Source organism: Vallicoccus soli (assembly GCF_003594885.1).
In the GTDB taxonomy this organism is placed as follows: domain Bacteria; phylum Actinomycetota; class Actinomycetes; order Motilibacterales; family Motilibacteraceae; genus Vallicoccus; species Vallicoccus soli.
The window spans coordinates 284,344-303,985 of the sequence record NZ_QZEZ01000001.1; the positions used below are offsets into that span (position 1 = coordinate 284,344).

The following is a 19,642-nucleotide window of genomic DNA, read 5'->3' on the forward strand; positions in this document are numbered from 1 at the left end:
CCTCGGGCGCACGCCGCCTTAGCTCAGTCGGCTAGAGCGACGCACTCGTAATGCGTAGGTCGTCGGTTCGATTCCGACAGGCGGCTCGACCAGGAGGGGCCCTCGCCCGGCGGTGACGCCGGGCGGGGGCCCCTCCTGCGCGTGTGGCGGGCGTGTCAGGGACGGCACAGGGCCGCGGCGAGCCGTCCCGTCGCCGCCGCCAGGTCGGGCAGCGGCCTCCCGTCGCCGAGCCAGTGCCGCACCTGCTCGGCGCTGAGCGCGGCGAGGAGGGCCTCGGCTCGGGTGCCGGGGTCCGGTGCGCCGGCCTCCGTGAGCAGCAGCGCGCAGTGCTGGCGCCACAGGGCGTACGCGGGTCCGCGCAGCCGCCCGCCCGGCGTGGCGGTCTCGGACATCAGCACGAGGTCGAGGTGCGCCGCCTGGAACGCGAGGTAGGCCTCGGTGAACGCGACCAGCCTCCGTGCCGGAGGGGCGCCCGGGCCGAGGGGGGCGGGGCCGCGCACCATCTGCTCCTGCAGCTGGCGCCCCCGCTCGCTCAGCAGCGCCGCGGCGAGCCCGCCCTTGTCCCCGAACCGCCGGTAGAGCGTGCCCTTGCCGACGCCCGCGGCGGCGGCGACGTCGTCCATCGTCGTCGCGGCGACGCCCCGCTCCGCGAAGAGCGCCTCGGCCGCGGCGAGCACGCGGCGGCGGTTGCGCGCCGCGTCGGCGCGCTCGCGCACCACGGGCGCCGTGAGGAGCGCGAGGGCCTCCCCTTCCGCCCCCGTTGACGATCCGGACTCGGGTCCGCTACGTTCCTCGACCATGAACCGGACTGTAGTCCACATCGAGGGGAGTCGGGCATGAGGGTCCTGCTGGTCGGAGCCACCGGGTACGTCGGGTCGGCCGTGGCGGAGCGGCTGGCGGGGGCGGGGCACGAGGTCGTCGCGCTGCTGCGGCCGGGGCGGGACGCGCCGCCGCCGGTGGGCGAGGTCCGCAGGGGCGACCTGCGCGACCCCGCGTCGCTCACCGCCGCCGTGACCGGCGAGGTGGACGCCGTCGTGCACGCCGGCGCCCCGACCGGGGACGGGGCGGTCGACGCGGCGGCGGTGGAGGCGCTGCTCGCGCCGCTGCGGACCGGCGGCGGGACGTTCGTCCTCACGAGCGGCGTGTGGGTGCTCGGCGGCACCGGCTCGGCGACGCTCGACGAGTCGGCGCCGGTCGCACCGGTCGCGCTGGTGCGCGAACGGCCAGCCGTCGAGCAGCGGGTGCTCGCCGCGGCCGCGGACGGCGTGCGCGCCGTCGTGCTGCGCCCCGGGGTGGTGCACGGGCGCGGCGGCGGGATCCCCCGGCTCCTGGTCGACCTCGCGAGGACGCACGGCGCCGGTCGCTACGTCGGCGCCCCCGTGGGCTGGCCCATGGTGCACGTGGACGACCTCGCCGACCTCTACGCCGTGGCGCTGGAGCGGGCGACGGCGGGCACCGTGCTGCACGGGGTCGCCGAGCCGTCGGTCCCCGTGGTCGAGCTGGCGGACGCGGCGGCGCGGGCCGCGGGGCTCGGTGGCGGCGCCGCCGCGTGGCCGCTGGCCGAGGCGCGGGCGGCGCTGGGCGCGCCCTTCGCCGACGCCCTCGCCCTCGACCAGTCCGTCAGCGCCGAGCGGACGCGCCGTTCCCTGGGCTGGCGGCCCTTCCGGCCGGGCGCGGTGGAGGACCTCCGGGCGTCGTACGGCGTGGCGGCCGCGGCCTGACGGGCCAGCGCGGGGGCGGGCTCAGTGCACCACGGCGTACGTGGACTGCACGAAGCCCGCCCCCAGGACGCTCGTCGACCGGTGCTCGAGCGCCACGTCGGCCTCGAGCGGGCCGAACAGGGGGAGGCCGGCGCCGAGCAGGACGGGGGCGGTGGTGATGGTGAGCTCCTGCACGAGCCCGGCGGCGAGGAACGAGCGGACCGCACCGCCGCCGTCCACGTACACCCGGCGCGCCCCCCGCGCGACGATCGCGTCGACGGCCTCCGGCACGTCCCGCACCACCTGCACCCGGGGGTCCGCACCGGCCTCGGCGCGCCGGCTGAGGACGAGCACGGTCCGCCCGTCGTAGGGCCAGGCGTCGAAGGTGAGGGCCTTCTCGTACGTGGCGCGGCCCATGACGAGGCAGTCGATCCCGGCGATGAAGGCGTCGTAGCCGGTCTCGCCGGCGTCGCGGCCGCGGCTGGTGAGCCAGTCGATGTCGCCGTCGGGGCGCGCGATGCACCCGTCGAGGCTCGTCGCGATGAAGACGCAGCCGGTGAACGGGCGGGGGGTGCGAGCGGTCATCCACGGCCTCCAGGGGGCGGGGTCGGACGGTCGGTGCGGTGCGGGAGGAGCACGGCGTCGAGCGCCGCGTGCAGCTCCTCGGGCAGGGGGGCGCGGCCCACGAGGGGCCAGAGGACGAGGGCGCCGTTGTAGGCGACGTAGAGGGAGCGGGCGAGCGCCCCGGTGTCGGTGCCAGGGGACAGGTCGCCCTCCTGCACCGCCTCGGCGAGCAGGCCGGCGATCTCCGCCTCGGTGCGCAGGGCGTTCGCGGTGGCGTGGCGGCGGAAGTCCTCGTCGCGCAGGTCGAGCAGCAGGAAGCCGAGGTCGTTGGCGAGCTCGTCGCGCCCGTCCAGGTCCGCGACGAGCGCGCCGAGGGCTCCGTGCAGCGCGTCGAGCGCCGAGGCGGCGTGCGCGCGGCTGCCGGCGAAGCACGCCGCCGTGGCCTCCTCCGCGCGCTCCGAGAACGCGAGCAGCAGGGCGCGCTTCGAGCCGAACCGCTGGACGAGGCCGGAGGCGGACAGGCCGGCCTCGCGCGCCACGGCCGCCAGCGTGGTGCCGGCAGGGCCGTGCCGGCGGACCACGCGGGCCGTCGCGGCGAAGACCTCGTCGTCGCTCGTCGTGCGCGGGCGCGCCACACCGCCTCCTCGGGTCGCCAGTTCGTTAACGAACGTACGTTAACGAACCGGCGCCCGTCAACGTGGTGCTGCGCGCCTCCTGCCGCGGCGGCCCCGGGAGCGCGAGGTCAGCCGAGCAGCGCGCGCACCTGCGCGACGAGCGCCTCCCGGTCGGGGCGCGCCCAGGTCGCCGCGGCGACGACCCCGACCGCCGCTGCCGCCGGGTCGGGCGACCCGGCGGCGAGCAGCGCGCCGACGGCCGACGCGGCCGGGTCGACGGCGGGGTGCTCGGGCTCGGGGGCCGTGGCGTCGAGCACCCTGGCGGTCCCCACGGCCCGGACCTCCCGCACCTCCGCGTGCAGCGGCCCGGGGTAGGCCCAGGCGTAGGCGGCCGCGTGGTCGTCGAAGGGCGGGGGGACCGGCCGGCCCGCGCGCAGCGCGTCCAGCGCGGCGACGACCTCCGGTGCCCCGTCGAGCCCGGCCCGGGCGCAGGCGCCCCGGGACACCTCGAGCGCCACCGCCCGCTGCACCGCGGCCGGCGCGGCCGCCAGGTCCTCGGCGAGCCGCCGGTCCCAGCGCCCCAGCGCGGCGGCCTGGTCGCCGGCGCGGCGCAGGGCGTCGCTCGGCGGCACCTCGCCCCACTGCAGGCGCTCGAGGAACGCGTCACGCGCGTCGTGGCCGAGCCGCAGCTCCTCCGGCTCGCCCGTCAGCGCCGCGTCGCGCTCCTCCCGGGCGGGTGGCGGCGGGGTGCGGCGCGCCTCGTCGTGCCAGTACTGCGCTGCCCGGCTCCCGACCCGCAGCACGGCGTCGGGCGCGGGCGGTGCGGGCCACAGCTGCAGGAGGTACCGGTCCGGGGCCGGCTCCCCCTCGAGCCGCGTGTCCTGCTCCTGGGCGGTGTCCATGCCGGAGGCGCACCACCGGACCCGCAGGCCCTGGGTACCGGGCAGCGTGAAGCCCTCCCAGTCCTGGAAGGTCACGAGCGCGACATCGGCCTGGACGGGCGCGTACGAGACCTCCACGACGTCCTCCCACCCGCCGTCGTCCGGCGGCTCCTCGTCGTGCGCCTCGATGCGCAGCGGCACGGGCCCCGAGTGCAGCCCGGTCACGAAGCTGAGCGTCCCGGGGTGCCGGGCGCCCACCAGCCCGTTGGCCTGACCGCCGGCTGCTCCGGCGAGGTCGTCGGCGTGGTCGTGGTCCGCGGGGACGAGGTGGATGGAGCGGTAGGAGACCGGCAGCTCGCCGTCGAAGAGCACCTGCACGAGGGGCACTCTCGCGCAGTCCGGCCGCGAGGGCTACCGCTGCACGCGTCGCCGCCGCTGCGCTCCGTGTCGGTCGGCACCCTCTCCGGTCGCATCCGCGGTCCCGCGTCCCGGTGCTGCACCTCCCGCCGCGATCATGCGCGGATGGCGCGGCGGTGCCGGTGCCGCCGCGCGCCGAGCCCGCCGTGGTGCGCGCGCCGCAACTTCCCGCCGCGGTCATGCGCGGATGGCGCGGCGGTGCCGGAGCCGCCCTCGGCGCGCTCCCCGTCCGGCGCGGGGAGCGCGGGCAGCGCGCCATCCGCGCATGATCGTGGGAGGGAGGGGTCCGCGTGGGCGGCGGTAGCCCGCCTCTGCGCCCGCGCGGAGCCCCGTCCCTCCCGGTCGAGCGGCCGCGGGGCGAGCCCGCCGCTGCTATGCGTGCTGCAGGTCCTGCCGCGATCATGCGCGGATGGCGCGGACGGCGCTGCAGTACCGGTGGCGCCGTCCGCGCATGATCGCGGCGGTGGGTGGGTGGTGCCCGGCTCGTGCCGACCGCGACGGGCGCGGGCGACGCCGGCGACGCCAGCCCGCCATGTGCGCATGATCGCGGCGGGGAGGGGGGGAGCGCAGGGGACCGCGTCCCGCCGAGCCGCGCCCTCGGTCGGCGCGGCGACGTCAGCGCAGCAGGAGCGCGCTGTCCCCGAACTCGTGCCAGAGGTACCCCTCGCGCAGTGCGGACGCGTAGGCCGCGGCGACGCGCTCGGGCCCGACGACGGCCTCGAGCAGGGACAGGTGCGAGGCGCCCGGGGCGTGCCAGCCGGTGACGAGGCCGTCGACGACGCGGGCCGGGCGGTCGGGGCCGAGCACCAGGTCCGTCCAGCCCGCCGAGGGCGCGACGGTGCCCGTGCCCGCGGCGGCCGTCTCCAGGGCGCGTACGACGGTGGTGCCCACGGCGACGACGCGGCCGCCGGCGGCGCGGGTGGTCGCGACGAGGCGGGCGGTGGCGGGCGGGACGGCGTACCGCTCGGGCAGCGCCCCCTCGCCCTCCTCGAGCGAGGACACCCCGCAGTGCAGGACCACCGGGGCGACCGCGACGCCGTCGGCGACGAGCTCCGTCACGAGCTCCGGCGTGAAGGGCCGCGCCGCGCTCGGCATCTCGGCGCTGCCGGGCACCCGCGCGAAGGCGGTCTGGTAGGCCGACAGCGGCCAGCGCCCCTCGACGTACGCGTAGCTGACCGGCCGGCCGTGCCGCCGCATGACCTCCTCGGCGCCGCCGCGCGCGGTCACCGCCGCCTGCCACAGCCGCCCGTGCGGGGCGCCGAGGTGCAGCGCCGCCGGCCCGGGCAGGTCGACGCGGGCGCCGGCCAGGTCGCCGCCCAGCGGGCCGGTCGCCCGGCCCGGCGGGCGCACCTCGACGAGCCAGGTGCCGTCGTCGCGCCGCGTCGACAGGTGCACCGTGACCGGGCGCCCGTCGAGGGTCCCGTCGACCGCGGCGGGCAGCGTCGCCGACGTGTTGACGACGAGCAGGTCGCCGGGGCGCAGCACCTCGCCGATCTCGTGGAAAGCGCGGTGCCGCAGGCCCTGCCCGTCGGCGACGAGGAGCCGTACGCCGTCGCGCGGGACGCCGCGCACCTCCGGCGGCACCGTGGCGCTGAGGGCCGCGGGGAGCTCGAAGCGGAGGGCGCTCACCGCGCCACCGCCGGCAGCAGGTCGGCGGCGCGCAGCCGGCCGCTGGGCGGGCGCTCGTCGAGCAGCCGTACGAACGCGGGGACAACGCTCTCCGGCACCGGTCGGTCGGAGATGTCCTCGCCGGGGAAGGCGTCCTGGTGCATCCGGGTCCGCAGGTCGCCGGGGTCCAGCGACCAGCAGCGCAGGTCCGGCCGCTCGGCGGCGAGGACCGCGGTGAGGTGGTCGAGGGCGGCCTTCGTGGCGCCGTACGGCCCCCACCCCGGCCACGCGCCGACCGCCGCGTCCGAGGTCACCGACACCACGGCGGCGGGCGGGACGAGCAGCGGCAGGGCCTCCTGCACCAGGGCGACGGGGGCGACGACGTTCGTCTCCCACAGCGCGCGGAGGGCGGCGGGCGGCACCTCCGCGACGGACGGCAGCGGGCTCGGACCCAGCGCGGAGGCGTTGTTGACGAGCAGGTCGAGCCCGCCGAGGGCCGCCGCCGCGGCCACGAGGTCGCGGCGGTGCGGCGGGTCGGTCACGTCGCCCGGCAGCGCGACGACCTGCCCGGCCGGCAGGTCGCGGACCGCGGAGCGCAGGTCGTCGGCGCCGCGGGCGTCGACGACGAGGGACCAGCCGAGGTCGGCGAGGCCGTGGGCGAGCGCGCGGCCGAGGCCGCGGGACGCTCCGGTGACGAGGGCGACGGGCACGGGTTCCTCCTTGTGCTGGGTCGGTGTGGCCGTCATGCTCGGACCTCAAGCGCACTTGAGGTCAAGGGGAGTCGTCGATGGGCCCGCAGGACCTGCTCACGATGGGCGAGGTGGCGCACCGCAGCGGGTACGCGCCGTCCGCCCTGCGGTACTACGAGCGGCTGGGGCTCGTCTCGGCCACGAGGACCGCGGGCGGGCAGCGGCGGTACGAGCGCAGCGTGCTGCGCCGGCTCGCCTTCGTCCGGGCCGCGCGGACCGTCGGCCTGAGCCTGGAGGAGGTGGCGGCGGCCCTCGACGCGCTGCCCGACGCCCGTACGCCGACCCGGGCCGACTGGTCGCGCCTGTCCCGCGCGTGGCGCTCCCGCCTCGACGAGCAGATCGCCGCCCTCGAGGCGCTGCGCGACGGGCTCGACTCCTGCATCGGCTGCGGCTGCCTGTCGCTGCGCCGGTGCGCCATGTCGAACCCCGGCGACGCCGCGGGCCGGCAGGGGCCGGGGGCGCGGTGGCTGCCCGAGCGGCTGCGCCAGCCCGCGCCGGAGGGGTGATCGGGCAGGATCGGCGCGTGGCCAGCCCCGCCGAGACCGCCGCCATGGCCCGCGCCGTCGAGCTCGCCGCGCGCGGGACCGCGACGGCGCTGCCGAACCCCGTCGTCGGCTGCGTGCTGCTCGCGCCCGACGGCGCGACCGTGGGGGAGGGGTGGCACGAGCGCCCGGGCGGGCCGCACGCCGAGGTGCACGCGCTGCGCGCCGCGGGCGGGCGGGCGCGCGGGGCCACGGCCGTGGTGACCCTCGAGCCCTGCGCGCACACCGGGCGGACCGGCCCGTGCACCGAGGCGCTCCTCGCGGCGGGGGTCGCCCGCGTCGTGGTCGCGGTGCGCGACCCCTGGGCCACGGCCGCGGGCGGGGCGGAGCGCCTGCGCGCGGCCGGCGTCGACGTCGAGGTCGGCCCGGGGGCGGCGGCCGCCGAGCGCGTCAACGCCCCGTGGCTGCTGTCGGTGCGGCTCGGGCGGCCTTACGTCACCTGGAAGACCGCCGCCACGCTCGACGGCCGCTCGGCCGCGGAGGACGGCACGAGCCGCTGGATCACCGGCGAGGCCGCCCGGGCGGACGTGCACCGGCTGCGCGGCGAGGTCGACACCGTGCTCGCGGGCGTCGGCACGGTGCTCGCCGACGACCCGCAGCTCACGGTGCGCCCCGCGGGCGGCGGCGCCCCCGGGCGCCCGCCGCTGCGCGTGGTCGCCGACACGCACGGGCGGACCCCGGCGGGCGCGCGGGTGCGCGACGGGGCGGCCCCGACGTGGGTCGCCACCGCCCGCGAGGTCGCCACCGGGCCCGACGGGCACCTCGACCCGGCGGCCCTGCTCGCCGCGCTGCACGCCCGGGGGCGGGTGCACGTCCTGCTCGAGGGCGGGCCGCGCCTCGCCGGCGCCTTCGTGCGGGAGGGACTGGTGGACCGGGTCGTGGCGTACGTCGCGCCCGCCCTGCTGGGCTCCGGCGCGGCGGCGCTGGGCGACGCGGGGGTGCGGGGCATCGCCGGGGCGCACCGGCTGCGCCTCGAGGACGTGGCCCGGGTGGGCGAGGACGTGCGCCTCACGGCGGTGCCGCTGCGCCCGGCACCGGGCCACCCGCGGGCCGACGGCGGGTGACGGCCCTCGCACCGCTCGGGGGAGCGTCCCGGCGGACCCGCCGCCTACCCTGGTCGGGCAACCGTCGCCGAGGAGGACAGCGTGAGCGGACCGGCCGTCGCGGGACCGCCCGCCGGGGGCGTCGACGACGCGCCGGAGCCGGCGCCCGGCGCGACCGCGGAGCAGGCGCCGCACCTCGGGACCGCCGCCCGGCTGGCGCCGTGGGCGGCCGCGCTGGTCGTCCTCGTCGTCGCCCTGCTCGCCGGCGGCGGCGGCCCGCAGCCGGTCCCGCAGGGCCTGCCCGACGCGGGCGCCGGCACCGGCTGGGGCCTGCCCGTCGTCGAGCTGCTCTACGAGCTCACCGCCGCGGGCACGGTCGGCGCGCTCCTGGCGGGCGCCGCGCTGGCCCCCAGCCCGCCCCGCGGCCTGTCGGCCACGGCCTTCCGCTGCCTGCGGGCCGGCGCGGGCTGGGCGCTCGCGTGGCTGCTGGCGACCGCGGCCCTGCTCGTGCTGGGGGCCTCGGAGACCGTCGGCGTCGGCGTCGGGGAGACCCTCTCCGGCGGCGTCCTGCGCAGCTACGCCCTCGAGCTCGACCAGGGGCAGGCGCTCGTCGTCACCGCCGTGGCGGCCCTGTTCGTGGCGCTCTGCGCACGCTGGACGCTCAGCACCTCCGGCGCGTTCGTGCTGCTCGGGGTCGCGCTGCTCGGCGTCGTCCCGAAGGCGCTGACCGGCCACTCCGCCGGCGCCGCCGACCACGACATCGCCGCGTCCAGCCTCGTCGTGCACGTGCTCGCGGCCGCCCTCTGGGTGGGCGGCCTGCTCGCGCTCGTGCTGCACCTGCGCCGCAGCCGCACCGCGCTGGCCGTCGCGGTGCCGCGCTACAGCGCGCTGGCCCTCGTCTGCTTCGTCGCGGTCGGCCTGTCCGGCCTGCTGAACGCGACGGTGCGCATCGAGGCGCCCTCGCAGCTCGTCACGAGCGGCTACGGCGCGCTGCTGCTGGCGAAGGTGCTGGCGCTCGGCGCCCTGGGCTGGGCCGGCTGGCGCCACCGCGGGCGCACGCTGCCCGCGCTGGCGGCCGGCTCCGGGCGGGCCTTCCTGTCCTTCGCCCTCGCCGAGGTCGTCCTCATGGCCTCGGCGGTGGCGCTGGGCGTCGCGCTCTCGCGCACGCCGCCGCCCGCGGGCGAGGAGGTGACCGCGCTGGGCAGCCCGGCCGCGGCGTTCCTCGGCTACGAGCTCGCCCCGCTCAGCGCGGCGCGCTGGGTGACCGCGTGGCGCCCGGACGCGCTCGTGCTCGGCGCGGTGCTGCTGGCCGGCGCGCTCTACGCGCTGGGCGTGCACCGGCTGCTGCGCCGGGGCGACCGCTGGCCGTGGGGGCGCAGCGCCTCGTTCGCCGCCGGCCTGCTGCTCGTGGTGTGGGTGACCAACGGCGGGCCGGGGGTGTACGGCACCGCGATGTTCAGCATGCACATGGTCCAGCACATGGCGCTGACCATGCTCGCGCCGATCCTGCTCACGCTCGCCGCGCCCGTGACGCTGGCGCTGCGCGCGCTGCCCGCCGCGCGCTCGCGCGGCGGGCAGGGCTCCACCGGCCCCCGCGAGTGGCTCCTCGCCGCGGTGCACAGCCGGGTGGCCTCGTTCCTGACGCACCCGCTGGTGTCGTTCGGGCTCTACGTCAGCACGCTGTACGCCTTCTACTTCACGCCCGCGCTCGCCTGGTCCATGCAGAGCCACGTCGCGCACCTGCTCATGCACGCGCACTTCCTCGGCGTCGGGCTGCTCTACCTCTGGCCGATCATCGGCGTCGACCCGGCGCCGCGGCGGCTGCCGCACCTCGCGCGCATGGTCCTGCTCTTCGCCTCGATGCCCTTCCACGCCTTCTTCGCGGTCGCCGTCATGAGCTCGGACGACCTCTTCGCGCGGGACTGGTTCAGCGGGCTGCAGCTGCCGTGGGTGGACCTCTACGCCGACCAGCGCCTCGGCGGCGGCATCGCCTGGAGCTTCGCCGAGCTGCCGGCGCTCGCCGTGCTCGCGGCGCTCTTCGTGCAGTGGTACCGCCACGACCAGCGCACCGGCGAGCGGGCCGACCGCCGGGCCGGCGCGGACGGCGAGGCCGAGCTCGCGGCGTACAACGCCCGCCTCGCGGCGCTCGACGCGCGCTCGCGCCGCCAGGGCTGAGCCGTGGCCGACCTCCCGGGTGGCGGCCCGGCGGCGGCGCTCAGGCGACGGGGGGAGCGGGGCGGGTCGGCGCGGGGACCCGCCCGTGCGGGTCGAGCGCGCGCAGCGCCGAGGCCCGGTCCGGGTGCAGGTCGAGGACGTCGACGACCTGCGTGAGCCGCAGGACGGTGAGCACGCCGGCGCGGGCGCCGGCGACGCAGAAGCGCCGGCCCATGAGTGTGGCGCGCCGGTGCGAGGCCATGAGCGCGTGCAGGCCGGAGGAGTCCAGGAACCCGACGCCGCCGAGGTCGAGGACGACGTCGCCCTGGCGCAGCCGCCGCAGCAGCTCCTCGCGCAGGGCGGGGGCCGTGGCGAGGTCGAGGTCGCCGTGCGGCGCGACGCACCAGCCGCGGGCGACCGGTGTCGTCGTGGTGGTGAGCACGGGGCCGACGGGCTCGAGCTCGCGGTCGGGGGTGGGCTCGGTCAGGGGTGAGGTCACGAGGTGCCTCCCGTGGGGGCGGGAGTGGGACCCGGTCCTGCCGTTGCTCGACGCCGGGAGCCCGAGACTACGCCCGCAGGCCCGGGCGCACCAGCCCCGCGGCGCAACCTCGTCACCATGGGTGACTGCCCGTCGGAGGGTGCCTACTCGCCGGGCTCGGCGAACGCGGCCTGCAGCTCGCGCTCGGTGCGCTCGGCCTCGGCCGTCATGAGCGTCGCTGCCACCCGCAGGCCGCTGGAGCCGAAGCGCGAGCGGATGCGCTCGACGGCCGCGACGATCTCGGGGTCGGGGTGCTGCGGGTCCTGCACGCGTCGTCGCCTCCTGCTCGTGCGGCGGGACGCCCCGGTCCGTGGCTCCGGGACCGGCGCGACCCTGCTGGCCCTCGTGCTCCTTCCCGGCCGCGCGGGGGCGCGAAACGGGCGCGGGCGCGTCCGGCGGCGCCCGTCGGGCAGGATGCAGGCACCGCGGCGCCGGGCCGCGCCGCACCACCGGGAGGCCGCGTGCCCTGGTCCGTGGACAGCGAGGTCGGCCGGCTGCGGCAGGTGCTGCTGCACCGGCCCGACCTCGAGCTCAAGCGCCTCACCCCGTCCAACAAGGACGGCCTGCTCTTCGACGACGTCCTCTGGGTCAAGCGGGCGCAGCAGGAGCACGACGCCTTCGCCGACCTGCTGCGGGCCCGCGGCGTCGTGGTGCACCTGTTCGGCGACCTGCTGCGCGAGACGATCGAGGTGCCCGAGGCCAAGAAGCACGTCCTCGACCTCACCGTCGACGAGCGGGTGTACGGCCCGCTCGCCGTCGACGCCCTGCGCAACGCGTTCGACGCGATGGACGACGACGAGCTGACGGCGTACCTCGTCGGGGGGATCACCAAGCGCGAGCTGCTCGAGCGGATCGAGGAGCCGCGGTCGGTCGCGTTCCACGTGCTCGACCCGGACGACTTCGTGCTGCCGCCCCTGCCCAACCACCTGTACACGCGCGACACCTCGGCCTGGCTGTACGACGGGGTGTCGGTGAACTCGATGCGCAAGGAGGCCCGGCGCCGCGAGACGATCCACTACGAGGCGCTCTACCGCTGGCACCCGCTGTTCGCCGACGGCGGCTTCCACGTCTGGTCGGAGGGGTCGGTGAACGGGGTGGCCACGACCGAGGGCGGTGACGTGCTCGTGCTCGGGCGCGGCGCCGTGCTCGTCGGGCTGTCCGAGCGGACCACCCCGCAGGGCGTCGAGCGCCTCGCGCGCAACCTGTTCCGCGGGGGCCGGGTCGAGCGCGTGGTCGCGCTGGAGATGCCGCAGACCCGCGCGCTCATGCACCTCGACACGGTGATGACGATGGTCGACGAGGAGACGTTCACCCAGTACGCGGGGCTCGGGATGCTCCCCGCGTACACGATCGAGCCCGGCGACACCGACAAGGAGCTCCGGGTCACCGACCACCCGCCGGAGGACATGCACCGCGCGATCGCCGCCGCGCTGGGCCTCGACGGGATCCGGGTGCTGACCGCGACCCAGGACGTGCACGCCGCCGAGCGCGAGCAGTGGGACGACGGCTGCAACGTCCTCGCGGTGGAGCCGGGGGTCGTCGTGGCGTACGAGCGCAACGTCACGACGAACGCGCACCTGCGGGCGGCGGGGGTCGAGGTGCTGACGATCCAGGGCAACGAGCTCGGCCGCGGCCGCGGCGGCCCGCGGTGCATGAGCTGCCCGCTGGAGCGCGCCGGGCTGTGACCCGCGGCGCGGCCGCGGGCCGGCGCTACCGTGCGGGCATGACCAGCCTGACCGGACGCTCCTTCCTGCGCGAGCTCGACCTCACCACCGACGAGCTGCGCGCGCTGCTCGACCTCTCCGCGACCCTCAAGCAGGAGCGCCGGGAGCGGCGCGAGGAGCAGCGCCTGCGCGGGCGCAGCATCGCCCTGGTCTTCGAGAAGACGTCCACCCGCACCCGCTGCGCGTTCGAGGTGGCCGCGTACGAGCAGGGCGCCCACGTGACGTACCTCGACCCGTCGGGCTCGCAGGTGGGGCACAAGGAGTCGGTCCGCGACACCGCCCGCGTCCTCGGGCGGATGTACGACGGCATCCAGTACCGCGGGGCGTCGCACGCGGACGTCGAGGTGCTCGCCGCGAACGCGGGCGTGCCCGTGTGGAACGGGCTCACCGACGACTGGCACCCGACGCAGTCGCTCTGCGACGCGCTCACCCTGCGCGAGCACGTGCGCAAGCCCGACGGGGAGATCGCGTTCGCCTACCTCGGCGACGCCCGCAACAACGTCGGCAACTCGCTGCTCGTCATGGGCGCGCTGCTGGGCATGGACGTGCGGATGGTCGGCCCCAAGGCGCTGTGGAACGCCGACGACGTCGTGCTCGCCGCGCGCCGGGTCGCCGAGCAGACCGGCGCGCGCATCACCCACACCGAGGACGTGGCGACCGGGGTCCGCGGCGTCGACGCGCTCTACACCGACGTCTGGGTGTCGATGGGCGAGCCGGAGGAGGTCTGGGACCAGCGCATCGAGCAGCTGCTGCCGTACCAGGTGAACGCCGCCGCGGTGGAGGCCACGGGCAACGACGACGTCGTCTTCCTGCACTGCCTACCGGCCTTCCACGACCGCGGCACGGCCGTCGGCGAGCGGATCTTCCGGCGCCACGGGCTGGAGGCGCTGGAGGTCACCGACGAGGTGTTCGAGTCCGAGCGCTCGGTGGTCTTCGACCAGGCGGAGAACCGCCTGCACACGATCAAGGCGGTCCTGGTGGCGACGCTGACCTGAGCGCTGCGGTCCCGCGACGACCACGCGAAGCAGGCCCCGCGGGGCTCCGCGTGGTCATCGCGGGACGGCGCCGGCGGTTCAGCCCGTCGAGCGGGGCTGGGCCGGGTTGGTCGGGTCGCCGTGCGAGGGCGGGTTGATCTTCGGCCCCGACGAGGCGGGCGACACCTCGGAGCCGCCGGACGGCGGCGGGGCCGCCTCGGGGGTCGCCGCCGCGGGGTCGCCGCCGGAGGGCTGGGCGCCGGCGGCGAGCTGGCGCAGCCGCTCCTCGACGACGGTGACGACGGGGGCGCGGTCGCCGTGCGCGCGCTCGTACGCCAGCACGCGGTCCAGGTCCTCGGCCTCGAGGCTGCGGATGCGGTGCTGCAGCGTGGCGAGCGGCAGGTGGTCGTAGTCGGGCAGCGGCAGGTCGGCGCGGTCGGTCATGCCCCCGTCCCTGCCCCGGCAGCCCGGGCCCATGCAGCCTCAGCGCAGGACCGCGACGAAGCCCGCGCGGGCCCGGGCGAGCTCCAGCAGCAGCGCCCGCTCGCGCTCGGCGAAGCCGGGCACCCGCAGCCCCTGCTCCGCGCGGTCCCGCAGCAGCCCGAGCTCGAGCGCCGCGTCCTGGTACGCCGCCATGGCCCGGCGCGCGCCCGGCCCCTGCGTCTCCTCGGCCCAGCGCCGGGCCCGGCGCCGGGTGGCCGGCGTGGAGGCCATCGCCACGTCGTAGGCGGGCAGCCAGCCCGCCCGCGCGTACTCCGGCAGGGCCCGCTGGATCGCCCGCCGCTCCCGCCCGGAGACCCAGGCCGCGAGCAGCACCGCGGCGACGAAGAGCGGGACCATGAGCACCAGGTAGCCGCCGAGGAAGCCGTTGACCCCGCTCACCGCCTGCAGGTTCCAGCCCGCGTGCAGGGCGACCGCGAGCAGGTAGCCCAGCACGGGCGCGCCGATCCTGCGCCGCGCCGTCCAGGCGTGCGCGGCCAGGCCCAGCCCCACGCCGGTGAGGCTGGTGAAGAGCGGGTGGGCGAACGGCGAGAGGACCCCGCGCAGCACGAACGTCGCCCCCGCGGCGAGCACCCCCGAGCCGGGGGCGGCCGTGTCGGCCTCGAGGTACGCCCGCCCGTAGTAGAGGACGTTCTCGGTGAAGGCGAAGCCGAGCCCGACGAGCCCCGCGCACACCACCCCGTCGACCACCCCGTCGAACTCGCGCCGCCGCGCGAGCAGGATGACGAGCACGCCGAGGCCCTTGGTGGCCTCCTCGACGAACGGGGCCACCGCGACGGCGGTCACCTCGAGGCCCGCCCCGCCGGCCGAGGCGCGCGCGATCGCGGCCATGCTCGCGGAGTTGACGAAGACCGAGGCGAGCGCGGCGACCACCGCGCCCCAGCCGAAGGCGAAGAGCAGCAGCCCCGGCGGCTCCGGCTCGTGCCGGTCCACCCACATGAAGGCGGCGACGACCAGCGGCACGGGGACGAGGGCGAGCGCCACGCCGAGCGCGAAGCCGAGCACCCCCGTCTGGCTCTCGACGAGCACCGCGAGCACGAGCCCGAGCAGGGCGAGCACGAGCACGAGGAACGCGGTGCCCAGCACGCGGAACGTGCGCCCGCCGCGGCGGCGGGGCGGCGGCAGGCGCCCGTCGAGCACCTGCGCCGGCAGCGGCACGGGCGGCACCCGCTGCGGTAGGACTGGGCCCATGGCGACCTCCCTACCCCTCAGCATCTCCGACGTGCGCGCGGCCGCGCGCCGCGTGGAGGGGGCGGTGACCCGCACCCCGCTCGTCACGTCGCGCACCCTCGACGCGCTCACCGGCGCCCACGTCGTCGCGAAGGCCGAGAACCTGCAGCGCACCGGCTCGTTCAAGGTCCGCGGCGCCTGGAACCGCCTCGCGCTGCTGCCGCCCGAGGAGCGCCCGCGGGGCGTCGTGGCGTACTCCTCCGGGAACCACGCCCAGGCCGTCGCGCTGGCCGGGCGCGAGCTCGGCGTGCCGGTGACCGTCGTCATGCCGTCCGACGCGCCGGCGAGCAAGCGCGCCGCCACCGAGGGGTACGGCGCGCGGGTCGTCCCGTACGACCGCGCGAGCGAGTCCCGCGAGGAGGTCGCGGCGCGCGTGGCCGACGAGAGCGGCGCCGCGGCGCTCGTGCCGCCGTACGACGACCTGGCCGTCATGGCTGGGCAGGGCACCGCCGCGCTGGAGCTGCTCGAGGACGGCCCGGTGCCGGACGTCGTCGTCGTGCCGCTCGGCGGGGGAGGGCTGCTCTCGGGCTGGGCCACGGCGGTGCGCGACGCGGTGCCGGGAGCGCGCATCGTCGGCGTGGAGACCGTCGGGGCCGACGACTGGGTGCGCAGCCGCGCCGCCGGCCGCCCCGTGGCGATCGACCCGCCCGCGACCATCGCCGACGGCATCCGCACGCTGTCGCCGGGGGCCCTGACCTGGCCGGTCGTCGACGCGCTCGTCGACGACGTGGTGGTGGTCCGCGACGAGGACGTCGTCGAGGCGCTGCGGCTCGTCGTGGGCCGGCTCAAGCTCGTCGTGGAGCCCACCGGCGCCGTCGCGCTGGCCGCGCTGCTCACCGGCGCCGCGGGCCCCGTCGCGGGGCGCACGGTCGCCACCGTGCTGTGCGGCGGGAACGTCGACCTGCCCGCCCTCGCCGCGCTCCTCGGCTGAGCGCGGGCCGGCGCCGCTCAGGCGCCCGGCTCGGCGGCGTGCCGCTCGGCGTCGCGGTGCGCGCTCGCCACCGCCCGGCGCCGCGGCCCGGCCCACCCGCAGGGGCAGCGGGCCTGGGCCCAGGTGCGCTCGTCGGGCACGGTCGGCACGTGCACGACGACCTCGGCGGGACCGGGTGGGGCGGGCTCCGGGGACGTCACGGCGAGCAGGCTAGCGCCGGCGGGGGACGGCGGGCGTGGGGGCGGTGACCATGCCGGGATGGCCCGGAGGATGGCCCGCACGGGTCATGCGCGCGGGCGCGGGGCGTTCCTATCCTGGCGGGCAGACGACGGGGGTGGACGACGGCGAGGGGGCGTGGGCACCGGTGGTCGGGGACTCGGACGCACGGGTGACGGACACCCAGGCGCTGGAGGAGATCGCGCTCTACGGCGAGGTGGTCATCGCCGCGAGCGCGAGCGACGGCCCGCTCACCACCGAGGAGCTCGACCGGGTGCTGGGCGTCGAGGCGCCCGTCGACTGAGCGCACCGCCACGGACACGACGAGGGGCCGCCGGCAGCTGCCGGCGGCCCCTCGTCGTGCGCGCCCCGGACGGGGGCGGCGCCGGTCAGCCGAAGCGGCCCGAGATGTAGTCCTCGGTGGCCGACTGCGACGGGTTGGAGAACATGACGTCGGTCGGGCCCATCTCGATGAGCTTGCCCGGCTTGCCGGTGCCGGCGATGTTGAAGAACGCCGTGGTCTCGCTGACCCGGGCGGCCTGCTGCATGTTGTGGGTCACGATGACGATCGTGTAGTCCTCGCGCAGCTGCTGGATGAGGTCCTCGACCGCGAGCGTGGAGATCGGGTCGAGGGCCGAGCAGGGCTCGTCCATGAGCAGCACCTGCGGCTGCACCGCGATCGCCCGGGCGATGCACAGGCGCTGCTGCTGCCCGCCGGACAGGCCCGAGCCGGGCCGGTCGAGGCGGTCCTTGACCTCGTTCCAGAGGTTCGCCCCGCGCAGCGAGCGCTCGACGACCTCCTCGGCCTCCGCCTTGCGCATGCGCTTGTTGTTCAGGCGCATGCCCGCCAGGACGTTCTCCGCGATGGACATCGTCGGGAACGGGTTGGGGCGCTGGAAGACCATGCCGATCTGGCGGCGCACGCCCACCGGGTCGACGTCGGAGGCGTAGAGGTCCTGCCCGTCGATGACGACCTTGCCGTCGACGTGGGCGCCCGGGATGACCTCGTGCATGCGGTTGAGGGCGCGCAGGAAGGTGGACTTGCCGCAGCCGGACGGGCCGATGAACGCGGTGACCGACCGCGGCTCGATGGTCATGGTCACGCCCTCGACGGCCCGGAAGGAGCCGTAGTAGATGTCGAGGTCGCTGACGTCGATGCGCTTGGCCATGTGCTGGTCCCTGTGTCTCGAGGTCGGGAGCCGGCTCAGCGGCCGGTCTGCGGGGCGAAGAAGCGGGCGATGAGGCGCGCCACGACGTTGAGCGCCATGACGATGAGGATGAGCACGAGCGCGGCGGCCCACGCCCGGTTGTAGCCGGCCTCCGGCGGCAGGCCCGGCGACACGTACTGCGAGTAGGCGAACACCGGCAGGGTCGTCATGCGTCCCTCGAAGAGGCTCCAGTTCGTGGTGGACGTGAAGCCCGCGACGAGCAGCAGCGGCGCGGTCTCGCCGATGACGCGCGCGATGGCGATGGTGACGCCGGTGGCGATGCCGGCGACCGCCGTCGGGATGACCACCTTGGTGATCGTCCTCCACTTCGGCACGCCCAGCGCGTACGAGGCCTCGCGCAGCTCGTTCGGCACGAGCTTGAGCATCTCCTCGCTGGAGCGGATGACCACCGGGACCATGAGGACCGACAGCGAGACCGCGCCGGCGATGCCCAGGCGCACGCCGGGGCCGAAGAAGATCACGAAGAGGGCGTAGGCGAAGAGACCGGCGACGATCGACGGGATGCCGGTCATGACGTCGACGAAGAACGTGATCGCCTTGGCGAGCTTGCCGCGGCCGTACTCCACCAGGTAGATCGCGGTCATCAGGCCGATCGGCACCGAGATGACGGTCGCGGCGAGGGTGATGAGCAGGGTGCCGACGATGGCGTGCTGCACGCCGCCGCCCGAGCCCAGCACGCCGCGCATGTCGGAGGTGAAGAGCTCGGTGTCGAAGCGCGCCGCGCCGCGGCTCAGCACGGTCCACACGAGCGCGACGAGGGGGACGAGGGCCACGAGGAAGGCGCTGGTGACGATCGTCGTGACGAGCCGGTCGGTCGCGCGGCGCGAGCCCTCGACCGCCCGCGACCAGGCGTAGACCCCGACCGCGAAGAGGACGACGGTGAGCACCGGCAGGGCGACCCAGCCCAGGCCGACCGTCGGGGCGAGGACGGCCGCGGCGACCGCGACCGCGCCGAGGAGCACCGCGGGCACCGCCCAGCGCGGCAGGGAGGGGCGGGTGAGGGGCACGTCCGCGGCGTCGAGCGCCGGGCGGGTGCTGGTGGAGGTGGCCATCAGTTCGCTCCCGAGAACTCGCTGCGGCGCCCGACGAGGTAGCGGGCCGTCATGTTCACCGCGAGGGTGATGACGAACAGGACCAGGCCGGTGGCGATGAGCACGTTGACGTCGAGCCCGGAGGACTCCGGGAACTGCTGGGCGATGTTCGCCGCGATGGTGTTGGGGTTGGACTGCGCGATGAGGTTCAGCGTGATCCCGCCGCCGGCGGAGAGCACCAGCGCCACGGCGAGGGTCTCGCCGAGCGCGCGGCCCAGGCCGAGCATCGCACCGCTGACCAGGCCCGAGCGGGCGTACGGGAAGACCGTCATCCGGATCATCTCCCAGCGGGTCGCGCCGAGGGCCAGGGCGGCCTCCTCGTGCAGGCGCGGGGTCTGCAGGAAGATCTCGCGGTAGACCGCGCTCATGATCGGCAGGATCATCACCGCGAGCACGATGCCCACGGTCATCATGGTGCGCCCGGTGGCCGTGGGGTCGCCGAAGAACGGCAGGAAGCCCAGGTTGTCCGAGAGCCAGCGGTAGGCGCCGACGAGCTTGGGCGCGAGCCAGAAGATGCCCCAGAGGCCGTAGATGACGCTGGGGATGGCCGCGAGCAGGTCGACGAGGTAGCCGAGGCCCTGCGCGGCGCGCCGCGGCGCGTAGTGCGAGATGAACAGGGCGATGCCGATCGCCAGCGGGGTCGCGATGAGCAGCGCGAGCAGGGCGGCGACCAGGGTGCCGTAGACGAGCGGGCGCACGTAGCTGAGCAGGGACTGCTCGCCCGGCAGCTCCGACGGGTCGGCCAGCAGCGCCGGCCAGGCCTCGCGGGTGAGGAAGAGGGCGACGCCCGCGAGCGTCACGAGGATGAGGACGCCGGCGGCGAGGGACAGGCCCGAGAAGACCCGGTCGCCGAGCCGCCCCGTGCTCGCGCCCGCGGTGCCGCCCAGCGGGGTCGTGGGCGGCAGGGGGGCCTGGGGCTGCGCCGGGCTGGCGGGG

22 protein-coding genes and 1 tRNA gene are annotated in these 19,642 nt (G+C 77.1%); 9 read left to right on the forward strand and 14 right to left on the reverse strand.

Annotation, left to right across the window (positions count from 1 at the left end):
- Nucleotides 1–12: 12 nt before the first annotated feature.
- Nucleotides 13–86, forward strand: a tRNA-Thr gene (locus D5H78_RS01400).
- A 69-nt stretch (nucleotides 87–155) separates the two neighbouring features.
- Here D5H78_RS01400 and D5H78_RS01405 read toward each other — a convergent pair.
- Nucleotides 156–800: a TetR/AcrR family transcriptional regulator gene (locus D5H78_RS01405; protein WP_119948623.1), complete on the reverse strand. Its 645-nt coding sequence runs from the start codon at nucleotides 798–800 to the stop codon at nucleotides 156–158.
- Nucleotides 801–836: 36 nt separating this feature from the next.
- Between D5H78_RS01405 and D5H78_RS01410 the strand changes: the two genes are divergently transcribed.
- Nucleotides 837–1,721: an NAD-dependent epimerase/dehydratase family protein gene (locus D5H78_RS01410; protein WP_119948624.1), complete on the forward strand. Its 885-nt coding sequence runs from the start codon at nucleotides 837–839 to the stop codon at nucleotides 1,719–1,721.
- A 21-nt stretch (nucleotides 1,722–1,742) separates the two neighbouring features.
- On the opposite strand, the gene D5H78_RS01415 is transcribed toward D5H78_RS01410, so the two are convergent.
- From D5H78_RS01415 to D5H78_RS01435, 5 genes are all read right to left on the reverse strand, one after another.
- On the reverse strand, nucleotides 1,743–2,285 hold the full coding sequence (locus D5H78_RS01415; protein WP_119948625.1) for a dihydrofolate reductase family protein: 543 nt from the start codon (nucleotides 2,283–2,285) through the stop codon (nucleotides 1,743–1,745).
- A complete protein-coding gene (locus tag D5H78_RS19520) occupies nucleotides 2,282–2,899 on the reverse strand; it encodes a TetR/AcrR family transcriptional regulator (protein WP_177891078.1) in 618 nt (205 codons plus the stop codon). Before D5H78_RS19520 ends, D5H78_RS01415 begins: the two co-directional genes overlap by 4 nt.
- A 107-nt stretch (nucleotides 2,900–3,006) precedes the next feature.
- Entirely contained in the window at nucleotides 3,007–4,137 is a 1,131-nt protein-coding gene (locus tag D5H78_RS01425; protein ID WP_133411978.1) for a hypothetical protein, read from the reverse strand.
- Nucleotides 4,138–4,791: 654 nt separating this feature from the next.
- The gene (locus tag D5H78_RS01430) at nucleotides 4,792–5,805 is read right to left on the reverse strand and encodes an S-adenosylmethionine:tRNA ribosyltransferase-isomerase (RefSeq protein WP_119948627.1); all 1,014 of its coding nucleotides are present in this window, start codon (nucleotides 5,803–5,805) and stop codon (nucleotides 4,792–4,794) included.
- The gene (locus D5H78_RS01435) at nucleotides 5,802–6,494 is read right to left on the reverse strand and encodes an SDR family NAD(P)-dependent oxidoreductase (protein WP_218566103.1); all 693 of its coding nucleotides are present in this window, start codon (nucleotides 6,492–6,494) and stop codon (nucleotides 5,802–5,804) included. Before D5H78_RS01435 ends, D5H78_RS01430 begins: the two co-directional genes overlap by 4 nt.
- A 77-nt stretch (nucleotides 6,495–6,571) precedes the next feature.
- Here D5H78_RS01435 and soxR point away from each other — a divergent pair, with 77 nt between their 5' ends.
- The 3 genes from soxR (at nucleotide 6,572) to D5H78_RS19135 (ending at nucleotide 10,293) form a co-directional block, all read left to right on the forward strand.
- A complete protein-coding gene (gene soxR / locus D5H78_RS01440) occupies nucleotides 6,572–7,039 on the forward strand; it encodes a redox-sensitive transcriptional activator SoxR (protein ID WP_119948629.1) in 468 nt (155 codons plus the stop codon).
- A gap of 44 nt (nucleotides 7,040–7,083) precedes the next feature.
- Complete coding sequence (gene ribD / locus D5H78_RS01445) at nucleotides 7,084–8,139, forward strand: bifunctional diaminohydroxyphosphoribosylaminopyrimidine deaminase/5-amino-6-(5-phosphoribosylamino)uracil reductase RibD (protein WP_177891103.1); 1,056 nt, start codon at nucleotides 7,084–7,086, stop codon at nucleotides 8,137–8,139.
- A gap of 81 nt (nucleotides 8,140–8,220) precedes the next feature.
- Complete coding sequence (locus tag D5H78_RS19135) at nucleotides 8,221–10,293, forward strand: bifunctional copper resistance protein CopD/cytochrome c oxidase assembly protein (RefSeq protein WP_165865552.1); 2,073 nt, start codon at nucleotides 8,221–8,223, stop codon at nucleotides 10,291–10,293.
- Nucleotides 10,294–10,333: 40 nt separating this feature from the next.
- On the opposite strand, the gene D5H78_RS01455 is transcribed toward D5H78_RS19135, so the two are convergent.
- Complete coding sequence (locus tag D5H78_RS01455) at nucleotides 10,334–10,771, reverse strand: STAS domain-containing protein (protein WP_218566104.1); 438 nt, start codon at nucleotides 10,769–10,771, stop codon at nucleotides 10,334–10,336.
- A 143-nt stretch (nucleotides 10,772–10,914) separates the two neighbouring features.
- Nucleotides 10,915–11,079: a hypothetical protein gene (locus D5H78_RS19140; protein ID WP_165865553.1), complete on the reverse strand. Its 165-nt coding sequence runs from the start codon at nucleotides 11,077–11,079 to the stop codon at nucleotides 10,915–10,917.
- 192 nt (nucleotides 11,080–11,271) lie between these two features.
- Between D5H78_RS19140 and D5H78_RS01460 the strand changes: the two genes are divergently transcribed.
- Both D5H78_RS01460 and argF read left to right on the forward strand, forming a co-directional pair.
- A complete protein-coding gene (locus D5H78_RS01460) occupies nucleotides 11,272–12,495 on the forward strand; it encodes an arginine deiminase (RefSeq protein ID WP_119948631.1) in 1,224 nt (407 codons plus the stop codon).
- 38 nt (nucleotides 12,496–12,533) lie between these two features.
- A complete protein-coding gene (argF, locus tag D5H78_RS01465; protein ID WP_119949264.1) occupies nucleotides 12,534–13,529 on the forward strand; it encodes an ornithine carbamoyltransferase in 996 nt (331 codons plus the stop codon).
- A 78-nt stretch (nucleotides 13,530–13,607) separates the two neighbouring features.
- On the opposite strand, the gene D5H78_RS01470 is transcribed toward argF, so the two are convergent.
- Nucleotides 13,608–13,952, reverse strand: a complete 345-nt coding sequence (locus D5H78_RS01470; protein ID WP_119948632.1) for a DUF8129 domain-containing protein — start codon at nucleotides 13,950–13,952, stop codon at nucleotides 13,608–13,610.
- 39 nt (nucleotides 13,953–13,991) lie between these two features.
- Entirely contained in the window at nucleotides 13,992–15,200 is a 1,209-nt protein-coding gene (locus D5H78_RS01475; protein WP_133411979.1) for a PrsW family intramembrane metalloprotease, read from the reverse strand.
- On the opposite strand from D5H78_RS01475, the gene D5H78_RS01480 reads away from it, so the two are divergent.
- On the forward strand, nucleotides 15,199–16,170 hold the full coding sequence (locus D5H78_RS01480; protein WP_119948634.1) for a pyridoxal-phosphate dependent enzyme: 972 nt from the start codon (nucleotides 15,199–15,201) through the stop codon (nucleotides 16,168–16,170). The genes D5H78_RS01475 and D5H78_RS01480 overlap by 2 nt on opposite strands.
- A 17-nt stretch (nucleotides 16,171–16,187) precedes the next feature.
- On the opposite strand, the gene D5H78_RS01485 is transcribed toward D5H78_RS01480, so the two are convergent.
- Nucleotides 16,188–16,370 (reverse strand): hypothetical protein, encoded by a 183-nt coding sequence (locus D5H78_RS01485; protein ID WP_119948635.1) that lies wholly within the window; start codon nucleotides 16,368–16,370, stop codon nucleotides 16,188–16,190.
- A gap of 188 nt (nucleotides 16,371–16,558) precedes the next feature.
- On the opposite strand from D5H78_RS01485, the gene D5H78_RS20195 reads away from it, so the two are divergent.
- Nucleotides 16,559–16,690 (forward strand): hypothetical protein, encoded by a 132-nt coding sequence (locus D5H78_RS20195; RefSeq protein WP_281268657.1) that lies wholly within the window; start codon nucleotides 16,559–16,561, stop codon nucleotides 16,688–16,690.
- Nucleotides 16,691–16,775: 85 nt separating this feature from the next.
- On the opposite strand, the gene pstB is transcribed toward D5H78_RS20195, so the two are convergent.
- Genes pstB through pstC form a run of 3 tightly spaced genes read right to left on the reverse strand, consistent with a single transcriptional unit; the run spans nucleotide 16,776 to nucleotide 19,611 of the window.
- Nucleotides 16,776–17,555, reverse strand: a complete 780-nt coding sequence (pstB, locus tag D5H78_RS01495; protein ID WP_119948637.1) for a phosphate ABC transporter ATP-binding protein PstB — start codon at nucleotides 17,553–17,555, stop codon at nucleotides 16,776–16,778.
- A 35-nt stretch (nucleotides 17,556–17,590) separates the two neighbouring features.
- Nucleotides 17,591–18,667 (reverse strand): phosphate ABC transporter permease PstA, encoded by a 1,077-nt coding sequence (pstA, locus tag D5H78_RS01500; RefSeq protein ID WP_119948638.1) that lies wholly within the window; start codon nucleotides 18,665–18,667, stop codon nucleotides 17,591–17,593.
- Nucleotides 18,667–19,611 (reverse strand): phosphate ABC transporter permease subunit PstC, encoded by a 945-nt coding sequence (gene pstC, locus D5H78_RS01505; protein WP_119949265.1) that lies wholly within the window; start codon nucleotides 19,609–19,611, stop codon nucleotides 18,667–18,669. Before pstC ends, pstA begins: the two co-directional genes overlap by 1 nt.
- Between the last annotated feature and the right edge of the window lie 31 nt (nucleotides 19,612–19,642).

Coding starts and splice junctions, on each gene's coding strand:
- D5H78_RS01475 (WP_133411979.1), bottom strand. CDS start 15,200: ATGGGCCCAGTCCTACCGCAGCGGGTGCCGCCCGTGCCGCTGCCGGCG.
- D5H78_RS01405 (WP_119948623.1), bottom strand. CDS start 800: ATGGTCGAGGAACGTAGCGGACCCGAGTCCGGATCGTCAACGGGGGCG.
- D5H78_RS01415 (WP_119948625.1), bottom strand. CDS start 2,285: ATGACCGCTCGCACCCCCCGCCCGTTCACCGGCTGCGTCTTCATCGCG.
- D5H78_RS01480 (WP_119948634.1), top strand. CDS start 15,199: ATGGCGACCTCCCTACCCCTCAGCATCTCCGACGTGCGCGCGGCCGCG.
- pstA (WP_119948638.1), bottom strand. CDS start 18,667: ATGGCCACCTCCACCAGCACCCGCCCGGCGCTCGACGCCGCGGACGTG.
- D5H78_RS01410 (WP_119948624.1), top strand. CDS start 837: ATGAGGGTCCTGCTGGTCGGAGCCACCGGGTACGTCGGGTCGGCCGTG.
- pstB (WP_119948637.1), bottom strand. CDS start 17,555: ATGGCCAAGCGCATCGACGTCAGCGACCTCGACATCTACTACGGCTCC.
- ribD (WP_177891103.1), top strand. CDS start 7,084: ATGGCCCGCGCCGTCGAGCTCGCCGCGCGCGGGACCGCGACGGCGCTG.
- soxR (WP_119948629.1), top strand. CDS start 6,572: ATGGGCCCGCAGGACCTGCTCACGATGGGCGAGGTGGCGCACCGCAGC.
- argF (WP_119949264.1), top strand. CDS start 12,534: ATGACCAGCCTGACCGGACGCTCCTTCCTGCGCGAGCTCGACCTCACC.
- D5H78_RS01470 (WP_119948632.1), bottom strand. CDS start 13,952: ATGACCGACCGCGCCGACCTGCCGCTGCCCGACTACGACCACCTGCCG.